Below are 9,656 nucleotides of genomic sequence, written 5' to 3'. Positions count from 1 at the left end.
ATTTTGTTGTCTGATTATTGATTTTTGGCGAAACCATTTGATCATATGACAAGATGTGTATCTACCTTAACTTAATGATTTTGATAAAAATCATTAGGGGATTCATCAGAACAAAGCTTTCCTTTACTAAAGTAAGCAGCGAGTATTTAGAAGATGTAACATTTTCAAATGCCGAGCTTTCTTACGTTAGTTTTGACGGTGTATACATGAGCGGGATGTATTTTGAAGACACTATACTCATGTCTAGTTCCTTCGGCAGCCATGTTTATAACTCGCAATTTATTAAAAGCACGTTAACGAATGTAGAGTTCTGGAAAATGCCTAGCTACAAAGGAATGTATTTTGGTCATGTCGATAACTTAAGTTTTATTGACAGTGAATTAACTAATGTACAGTTTCGAGGAATAGTTGGCGATGACCCGCTAGCTCCAACTAAGTTGAACCTTGACAACACTTCTTTTATTAATAGTGAGTTGAACCATCCACACTTTGAGCATGTCGTTTTTAAAGACGTCATATTTACTGGATCAGAGATTTCTAACTTAAATATTGGGAAACCAATTAATGCAAAGTTTTATGTGAAAGAGTCAAATATTGACAAGGTATTTAAAGGCTCTTCTTTAGAAAATATCGATTTCAGTGACATTGAATGGATCATTTACAAAGAAGCTACAAAAGACGAAAAAAGTAGTGCTTACGAGATAATTAGACATTACAAACCTCCCGTGAGTAAGTTAAATAGTGAAATTACAAAGGATTCTGGTAAATGGATTTACCATAATTATGGCCACTATTGGGTCGCAAGTGATGACAAAAAAAAGAGCTTGATTTGCTCTATGTTTAAGACAGCAAAAAAGTTAAATAAGATCAAATTCGATGGTGTAGATAAGTGTTTTCCATCAGAAAAAACGAAATAATATAAGATTGAAAAAAGTTTCATGACGCTTAAGTCTGGAAAAGTAGTTTTCCAGACTTACATTTTCTTCAAAAAAGAGCAGTTTTTTGTATTCTCTGGAAAAACGACCCTCACCGTGGCCAAGCAATGGTTTCCAGAAAACTTCCAGAGTGGGATATAAAGGGTAGAGAAGTACTATGCGTTGATCCCGTATCACGCGTAGTTAAAACAAAAAGCAGACCGAGTGTCTGCTTTTTGTTTGCCGATTAAAAACCAACAATCGTCACCTTACCTGTCAGCTTACCTGTCAGCTTGCCATTAAGCTGACAGGTGAAATCGACCCGCTTATCCGCCCCTTTGTCATAAAGTGTTTTCAGCTTATCGAAAGCACTAGGGACAAAGCTGATATCCTTCAAGCGTAAGCTTTTGCGCGTTTTGCTGTCTAAAAAGGCCAAAGCTGAGCGGTCGAGTACCAACTGACATGCATCAAGAACCTCTTTACTCGCGGTCTTACTCTGCGCCACTTGCTTTAGTTCTGCTTTGGAAATAGCACTATTGGCTTGGGCAAAAACGCAAATAGCGAACAAGTCGAGCATAGCCACAGCTCGTGGTCGCTGTGTGGCTGTATCTTCATAAACAGCTAAAAGACAGGGTATTTTACTATCATCAAACTTTTGTACAGCGATATTGGTTAACGACAAACCATCACCGAGCTCCCGTTGCAGTAATTTCTCAAGCTGGGAAAGTTTGGGTAGGGCCAACTCTTTTTGCACTCCACCAATGGCGTCGAGCGCCTGCTTGCTCTCTTCTACCCATTTGACCAGAGGCAATAATTGTCGGTGAAGGTCATCATCTTCAAACGGCTTAGTTAATACGAAACTCGCTCCTGCGTCATAAGCCTGTCGGATTAGCGCTTTATCATCCACCGTAGTGATCATACCAACTTTAATCTCTGAGCTAAGCCGCATCAGTTCCTGCGTGAGCGTTAAACCTGTCATATCCGGCATATACCAATCGGTCAACACAATTTCAGGGTTCCACTGTTTGGCTAATTCTAGCGCTTGTGTTGCGCTGCTGGTTTTCTCGATCGATAAACGACAGTAACTAAAGGTTTCTAGTCCTCGTCTTACAATCTCTAATGTTGCTTTACTGTCATCTACAATCAGAATTTTCACTATTGGCCACCACCTCCCCACACTGAACTGTCTAAATTATAGGCATTATTTTTACCGGCAACTAAACTTACACCCGATGACTGTCCCAACTTGTGTATTTATTGATGGAATTAATGCCGTTTTTGACTACTGAAAACCTAATTGCCCTCGCGGTCGACTTTGGGTTACTGATCCTATTAGTGTGGTTTGTCATTCTGCTTTTAATCCTACGTGAGTTTCGCCAATTTGCTCGCCAAGTGGTGAGCGGTCGCGATATGGATAGGAATACCTATGAACTCTGTCAGCAGTCTGTCGACAAAGCACTCAGCTATACCGCTGACAACGGTGACACCCTAAATGACTTGATTGTTATCCAACAAGCGCTTGAAAACCAAGTGTCGCAAATCAAAGCTGCCAAAGGAGAGCTCAGCGCTCAGGAAAAAGAATCGATTGAAGAACTCAACAAAAAGCTCAATAAATCTCACCGACTGATCAAAAAGCTCAAAGGCGATTTGGATAAAAGCATCAATGGACTGCGTAAGACCAAAACTCGCTTACTCAAGCAGACCGATACCGTAGAAAGCTTACAACTTGAAAATGAGCAGTTAGAGAAGCAGTTCGAACAGCTAGAGAAAGAGTACATTCAAATCAGCGAGTCTGGTGGGGTCGCGAACTTAGCTCAAGAGTTTCAACAAGAGAAACAGCAGTTGTTAGATGAGATTGAGTCGTACAAGCAGCAACTTAGTGCTCAGGATACGACTTCTGAGTTGGCGGCTAAACTGGAAACCTCAAAACAGCAACTTCAGCACATGGCCAAAGAGAAAAGCTTTGTTGAGAAGAAGTATTTGGAACTGTTGGCAGAAGCAGAACAGAAAAGCCAGTAGCGACCGTGCTACCGGCCTTTTGCATTACTTAACGCACACAATATTCAGTAAAGAGGTGCCTTTAAGCTGATTGACTTTACCGCTAGTGAAGAGGCCAACCCTATCTGCTCCCCAATACGGTAAGTGCATTGGCCATTTATCTTTTTGCATCACGTTGGAATCGAGTAATGCCTTCCATTCGGAAGAAGTTGCTAAGCGCATTCCTAAGCGATAACACGTTTTGTAAGCGCCTTCGTAATCAAGCCTGTTCCATGGTAGATCGTGCTCCATATAGAACTGGTCATCACTAAACATGGTGTAAGGAACTTTATATTCTAATCCTGATACTGCGGCTGACAGGCGAATTGACACCTCTGTCTGGCGCTGTTTCGGTTTTTCCGCCACTGGCTTAATTGTCTCGGGTTGTTTCTTCGCTCTGACCGGAGCCGGAATAATCGTCGTAGACTGTTGAGAAGCTGCTTTTGCCAGCTGCTTTGGCTTAGATTGCGACTTAGGTTTAGCGGCTACAGGTTTAGCAGGGGCCCCCTTAACCACTTCACGAACAAACGCTTCTTTATAGCCAGGCTCAGTTTTCACTTTGGCTAAGTCTGCCTTCGCCTGTGAGAAATCTTGGTAAGGACCCACTAAACAGCGATAAGCCTTCCCTTCCGGTTTCGCCCAAACATCGGTAGAGATATGTTGATATAGCTTCTTAGCCTTAGGTAGTGAGAGTGGCTTGCTAAACACACCACACTGAATCCAGAAAGTCGATTCTGTGCCACGCGGCTTAGACTTTCCCCATAGCCCTTTACCAATTGGACATGATTTATCTAACAACGGCAGCTCATTAGTTGATGCCTGAGTTGCATCACACAAAAATTCTTCAGCAAGCGTTGGGGCTGATAAAGCACTCAAGGCGAGCGCTGCAGCAAGGCTCCAACACTTCAAATAAGTTTGTTTCGGCTTTGAGGCCATATTGATATCCATACTCTGTAAACTTAACTTGGAGTTTATCCATCTAAGTGGATTACTATAGTGACTTTATTGACGGTTCACTGCCCTGATATTGAGAATGCAAAAAAAGAGCCGCAATGACTTACGGCTCTTAGTGTAGTGAGGTTTTTATAATCAAATCTTAGGGTTGGATCACCCTTTATAGATTTTTGGGTTAAATACATCACGTAACCAGTCACCAAGTAGGTTGATAACCAAAACCAGAGTCACTAGAACGATGCCTGGGAATGCTGTAATCCACCACGCACCAGAGAAGATGTAGTTAAATCCAATACTAATCAACGCACCTAACGAAGGTTGGTCTACTGGTAGACCTAAACCTAGGAAAGAAAGTGCCGCCTCAGACATAATGGCGTTTGCCACCTGTACTGTCGAAATAACCAAGATTGGCGATAAACAGTTCGGCAAAATGTGGCGGAACATAATACGTGGTGCTTTAAAGCCCATTACGCGTGCCGCTTCAACATACTCTTTCTTCTTCTCAGCCAGCACTGAAGCGCGAATGGTACGCGCATATTGCGGCCATTCGGCCACACCAATGATAACCACCAGCATGACTACCGCATATTGGCTGTAAAAGTCACTGCCGAAGCTAGCTTTGAAAATTGCAGAAACAATGATCGCTACCATCATGGTCGAAAACGACAACTGCACATCAGCAAAACGCATCAAGAAGCTATCAATCCGGCCACCGAAGTAACCCGCAGAAAGACCAATAACAATACCGAGAATCAGTTGAAGGCCGACCGCCAAGAAACCTATGGTCAAAGATAAGCGTGAACCGTAAAGAATCGTCGAAAGAATGTCTCGACCTTGCTCATCAGTACCAAGTACGAAGCGCTCGTCACCGTCTTCCATCCAAGACGGTGGTAGCTCAGAATCCATAATATCAATCGACGCGAGATCGTATGGGTCAGTGGGTGACAAAATTGGTGCAGCTAACGCCAATACCAAGAAAACCAGAAATACGCTAAAACTCGCCATTGCGACTTTGTCGCGCTTAAAGTAGTACAAAAAATCCGATTGCTTAAAACGCTCCCAACGAGAAGGAGCTGCGGCTAATTGAGTCATGATTACGCTCCTTTACCTGTTAGGTTTACGGTTGGGTTGATGATGCCGTACAACAAGTCAACAATGGTGTTGGTAACAACGAAAATCAGGCCGACGAAAATAACGTATGCAGTGATAAGTGGTGTATCAACACGGTTGATCGCTTCTAAGAAAAGGAACCCTGTACCAGGCCATTGGAATACCGTTTCGGTAAGAATGGTATAGGCCACCATAGTACCAATCTGTACACCACCGACAGTAAGAACTGGCAGCATGGTATTTTTGAGTGCATGTTGGTAATAGATTTTGTTCAGCGCTAAGCCTTTAGCCTTACCAAATTTGATGTACTCAGAGCTTAGTACCTCAAGCATTTCAGCGCGCACTAAGCGAATAAATAGTGGCAACATAATTGATGCTAAGGCCACACATGGCAAGATGAGGTGTGCCAGCCCATCAAGGGTGAAATAACCCGATTCCCAACCAAGTAAGTTGGCGGTTTCACCACGTCCGTACGATGGTAGCCACCCCAACTCAATCGAAAAGACATACATCAGCATGATCGCGGTTAAGAACACGGGGATAGAGATACCGATACTGCTTCCCGCCATCACCACTTTAGTAAATATGCTTTTTGGATGAATTGCAGAGTAAACACCAAGAGGTATCGAACAGAATACGATAATAAGCGTCGCACCGAATACCAGTTCGAGAGTCGCCACTAATTTATCAAGAATCACTTCAACCGCTGGGCGTTTGAAGAAGTAAGAAGTACCTAGATCACCTTGTAGAGCATTGCCTACAAAGCGCGTGTATTTTGTAATGAAGGGATCATTCAGACCTAATTCGTCACGCAAAGCTTGACGCTCTGATTCAGAAACCGACTGACCAACAAGCTCACGCAGTGGGTCGCCAAGGTTATCCTGAATGGCAAACGCCACTAAACTGATCACAAACATCACTATCAGTGCCTGAAACAGGCGCTTGACCAGAAACGAAAACATTCCTTGCCCCTTTAACTTTCCATAGATTTCAGTCTGCAAGCCATTAAACTCAATGTCACTAGAATATTCGGCTGCATTCTTCAGTCTTAAAAATGGCACTCAACCCGACTGAAACAAAGTTAAGCACCAAAAATTTGGGCACCTACACCTGCAGATGCCCAATTTACTTCAACCCATTATTTAACGACTAAGTCACCAAAGTAAGGGAAGTTCATTGCGTTAACGATCGGAGCGATATCGACGTTAGACTTCGCGCCCCACGCTAGGTTTTGCCAGTGTAGAGGAACAAACGCCGCTTCGTTGTACAGCGTAGTTTCTACTTGCTGCAGCATCTGTGCACGCTTAGCAGGATCCGTTTCTACGTTTGAATCCATTACCAGCTTGTCCACTTCAGCACTTGAGTAGTGACCACAGTTGTACTGACCTTTACCCGTCTCTTCGTTGCGAGTCATAGTCAGGAACTCAGAGAAGTTCGCTGAATCTTCTGTATCTGAGTGCCAGCCGATCATCAACATGTCTGCGGCACACTTATCGAACTCAGGCCAGTATTGCGCTTTAGGCATAGTCTTCAGATCAACCTTGATGCCAATCTTAGATAGCATTGCCGCTGCCGCTTGAGCAATTTTCGCATCGTTCACGTAACGGTTGTTTGGCGCCATCATAGATAGGGTAAAGCCTTTCTCGTAACCAGCTTCTTTCATCAGCTGCTTAGCTTTCTTGAGATCGTAACGTGGCGTTAGATCTGCGCTGTAACCGGCATAACCTTCAGGACCTTGCTGGCCAGCTGCGGTAGCGAAGCCTTTCATGATTTTATCAACAATACCTTCATTGTTGATTGCGTGAACAATCGCCTGACGAACGCGAACATCTTTAAGCGCTTCGTTGCTGCTTTGGTTCATTTGGAACGTAATGATTCGTGTACCAGGTAGAGTGACTAGCTCTACATTTGAAGCACCTGTCACGCGCTCGTGATCGTTTGGTGCTACTGGCGCAATCATATCTACATCGCCAGATAGAAGGGCTGCAACACGAGTTGCATCTTCTTTGATTGGTACCAATGTTAATTTGTCAACGTTGCCTGTGTTCTTATCCCAGTAACCGTCGAAACGTTCGAACTCGACTTTTACACCTTGCTCACGAGAAGTAACAATGAATGGACCTGTACCGGATACGTTAGTTGAAGCAAATGAGTTACCGTGCTTAACCACTTCACCCTTGTCTTTGCCATCGGCCGTTGTACCAGTGTAGAACTTGCTGTCCATTGGGAAGATGTAAGTTGCCGTTTGAAGAACCAATGGGTATGCACCCTTAGATACAAGTTCTACCGTGTAATCGTCAACTTTAACCATCTTCTCGTACGGTTCGAAGATTGCTTTGAAGTCTGGAGAGTTTTGCAGACGATTAAACGTCCATACCACATCATCAGCGGTTAGCTCGTTACCTGAGTGGAATTTAACACCTTTACGCAGAACAAAACGGAAAGTCGTCTCATCTACGCGCTCCCAGCTTTCTGCCAGACGAGATTCAAAATCAAGAGACTGGGTGTAACGAACCAGCGGATCAAACACCATATGAGACATCTGTAGTGTACCGCCAGACAATTGCTCATGTGGGTCAAGAGATACTGGGTCTGCATCATACGCAACTTTAATCGCGACTTCTTGTACTGAAACCTGTTCTACTTTTTCAGTCACTTGCTCTGCAACTTTTTCTTCTTTAGGTTGCATCGCAAAATAGATACCACCAGCAGCCACTACCGCTACCGCGACTGCAATCTTGGTTTTCATGCTCATCTGCATAACTCCTTATGCGGGATTCATCCCTAGTTGTGTGTGCTCTGTTTATTGCCCGCCAACCTGCGGAAGACGGGAAAGGTTTACGACTTATGCCGTTTTTACTTCTTCTCTTAAGCCTGTGAATTCAGGCATTAATGAAATCAGTTGTTTACTGTACTCGTGTTGAGGTGTTCTAAATAACTGTTCTGTTGGGGCAACTTCCAACAGTGTGCCCATCTGCATCACACCCACTCGGTCACACATCTGACGAATAACGGGTAAATCGTGACTGATAAACAGCATGGTTAGATTGAGCTCATCCTGTAGATCTTTGAGCAGGTTCAAAATCTGTGCTTGAACCGATACGTCTAATGCAGAGGTAGGCTCATCACAGATAAGAAGGCGTGGACGAGTTGCCAATGCGCGAGCGATAGAAATACGCTGACGCTGACCACCTGAGAACTCGTGTGGATATTTTACACCCGCCATTTGACCTAAACCGACGTGATCAAGTAGATCGTTAACGATCTGTCTGGTTTCAGCTTCACTATTAGTTAATTTGTGGAATCGAATCGGCTCCGCGATGATGTCAAAGATCTTCATCCGCGGGTTCATTGAAGTGTATGGGTTCTGGAACACCATCTGCATCTGACGACGCAGCGGACGGCGCTCTTTCTCTGACTTAAGTGAGGTTAGATCGATACCTTCAAAGCTCACCTTACCGGAGTTAGGCGCGTATAAACCGGCAATTACTCGTGCAATAGTCGATTTACCTGAGCCCGATTCACCGACAAGACCGAACGTCTCGCCTTCATATACTTCAAAGCTGACATTGTTTGACGCCTGAACATATTCACGGCGACTTTCAAACAGTGAATCTTTGGTTATAAAACGTAGATTTACGTTCTCAACATTCAGCAGTGAACCTGTGTAATCTCGGTGGTCTTGGCTTTGACCTAACCAGTGGTTCTTAACATCAAGCGGCTCCATCTCGTGCGCTTCTTCAATGTAGCTGACCAATGGGAAGCGATCGAGCTTCATATCTGAACGAGGGACAGCAGAAATCAGACTACGCGTGTATGAGTGGTCTGGGTCGCCAAGTACTTTTGCCGTTGGGCCAAACTCAACTAAGTCACCACGATACATAACCGCCACACGGTCAGTCACGTTAGACACGACACCCATGTCATGGGTAACCAGCATACAACCCACGTTATTCTTGATACACAAATCGCGGATCAAACTTAGAATTTGATCTTGGATAGACACATCCAACGCCGTAGTCGGCTCATCGGCAATAATAAGGTCAGGCTCACCTGCAAGCGCAATAGCAATCACCACACGCTGACGCATACCACCAGAAAATTGGTGTGGGTACTGTTTAAGACGGTTTTCTGGTTGAGGAATACCCACCTGCTGCATCAAAGATAATGCACGTTGATACGCTTCTTCATCAGAAACCTTCATGTTGGCATGAATCGTCTCTTTAAGTTGCTGCTCAACAGTAAAAAGTGGGTTTAGAGAAGTCATCGGGTCTTGGAAGATAAACCCAATTTTAGAACCCCGTACACTGCGCATCTGATCTGGCGTTAGACCAGAGATTTGTTCGCCATCTAAATAGACATCGCCACTTGCGATACGCCCCGGAGGGCTAAGAAGGTCAATAACCGCATTACCTACGGTTGATTTACCTGCACCAGACTCGCCAACAACGCCGACGATCTCTCCGCGCTCAATATTAAAGGAGAGTGATTTAACTGCGGCATGAACACCATGTCGCGAAGGGTACTCAATTCGAAGGTTTTTAACTTCTAAAAGTGACATTACCAGACCTCTACTGCTTCGGCAGCTTTCTGCCCTGTCTGAAAAGTGAATCCATTCAAGCCAGATTTAATTCTGGCAAT

General features: G+C 44.2%; 8 protein-coding genes. 2 read left to right on the top strand and 6 right to left on the bottom strand.

What is annotated here, in order from left to right; all coding sequences use genetic code 11:
- The first annotated feature begins 74 nt into the window (after nt 1-74).
- Nucleotides 75-917, top strand: coding sequence for a pentapeptide repeat-containing protein (locus QTO00_RS08890; protein WP_331424358.1), 843 nt, complete (start codon nt 75-77; stop codon nt 915-917).
- Nucleotides 918-1,161: 244 nt separating this feature from the next.
- On the opposite strand, the gene QTO00_RS08885 is transcribed toward QTO00_RS08890, so the two are convergent.
- Nucleotides 1,162-2,070 carry a response regulator gene (locus tag QTO00_RS08885; RefSeq protein WP_331424357.1) on the bottom strand — a complete coding sequence of 303 codons (909 nt, stop codon included), beginning with the start codon at nt 2,068-2,070 and terminating at the stop codon, nt 1,162-1,164.
- 104 nt (nt 2,071-2,174) lie between these two features.
- On the opposite strand from QTO00_RS08885, the gene QTO00_RS08880 reads away from it, so the two are divergent.
- A complete protein-coding gene (locus tag QTO00_RS08880; protein ID WP_331424356.1) occupies nt 2,175-2,933 on the top strand; it encodes a chromosome partitioning protein ParA in 759 nt (252 codons plus the stop codon).
- A 24-nt stretch (nt 2,934-2,957) separates the two neighbouring features.
- Here the strand turns inward: QTO00_RS08880 and QTO00_RS08875 are convergent, their stop codons facing one another.
- From QTO00_RS08875 to QTO00_RS08855, 5 genes are all read right to left on the bottom strand, one after another.
- Nucleotides 2,958-3,887, bottom strand: coding sequence for an SPOR domain-containing protein (locus QTO00_RS08875; protein WP_331424354.1), 930 nt, complete (start codon nt 3,885-3,887; stop codon nt 2,958-2,960).
- Nucleotides 3,888-4,058: 171 nt separating this feature from the next.
- On the bottom strand, nt 4,059-4,997 hold the full coding sequence (locus QTO00_RS08870) for an ABC transporter permease (protein WP_038209986.1): 939 nt from the start codon (nt 4,995-4,997) through the stop codon (nt 4,059-4,061).
- 2 nt (nt 4,998-4,999) lie between these two features.
- Nucleotides 5,000-5,977 carry an ABC transporter permease gene (locus QTO00_RS08865; protein WP_038209989.1) on the bottom strand — a complete coding sequence of 326 codons (978 nt, stop codon included), beginning with the start codon at nt 5,975-5,977 and terminating at the stop codon, nt 5,000-5,002.
- 176 nt (nt 5,978-6,153) lie between these two features.
- Entirely contained in the window at nt 6,154-7,764 is a 1,611-nt protein-coding gene (locus QTO00_RS08860; protein WP_443088912.1) for an ABC transporter substrate-binding protein, read from the bottom strand.
- Between the two features lie 96 nt (nt 7,765-7,860).
- Complete coding sequence (locus QTO00_RS08855; RefSeq protein WP_331424351.1) at nt 7,861-9,576, bottom strand: ABC transporter ATP-binding protein; 1,716 nt, start codon at nt 9,574-9,576, stop codon at nt 7,861-7,863.
- Between the last annotated feature and the right edge of the window lie 80 nt (nt 9,577-9,656).

The sequence above is a fragment of the Vibrio sp. M260118 genome, from assembly GCF_036533755.1.
Lineage (GTDB): Bacteria > Pseudomonadota > Gammaproteobacteria > Enterobacterales > Vibrionaceae > Vibrio.
This window is presented reverse-complemented; position numbering and strand designations above follow the sequence as displayed.

Bases quoted from the DNA above. Each gene is read 5' to 3' on its own strand.
- QTO00_RS08890 (WP_331424358.1), top strand. From the start codon at position 75: ATGATTTTGATAAAAATCATTAGGGGATTCATCAGAACAAAGCTTTCC.
- QTO00_RS08880 (WP_331424356.1), top strand. From the start codon at position 2,175: ATGGAATTAATGCCGTTTTTGACTACTGAAAACCTAATTGCCCTCGCG.
- QTO00_RS08875 (WP_331424354.1), bottom strand. From the start codon at position 3,887: ATGGCCTCAAAGCCGAAACAAACTTATTTGAAGTGTTGGAGCCTTGCT.
- QTO00_RS08870 (WP_038209986.1), bottom strand. From the start codon at position 4,997: ATGACTCAATTAGCCGCAGCTCCTTCTCGTTGGGAGCGTTTTAAGCAA.
- QTO00_RS08865 (WP_038209989.1), bottom strand. From the start codon at position 5,977: ATGTTTTCGTTTCTGGTCAAGCGCCTGTTTCAGGCACTGATAGTGATG.
- QTO00_RS08860 (WP_443088912.1), bottom strand. From the start codon at position 7,764: ATGAAAACCAAGATTGCAGTCGCGGTAGCGGTAGTGGCTGCTGGTGGT.
- QTO00_RS08855 (WP_331424351.1), bottom strand. From the start codon at position 9,576: ATGTCACTTTTAGAAGTTAAAAACCTTCGAATTGAGTACCCTTCGCGA.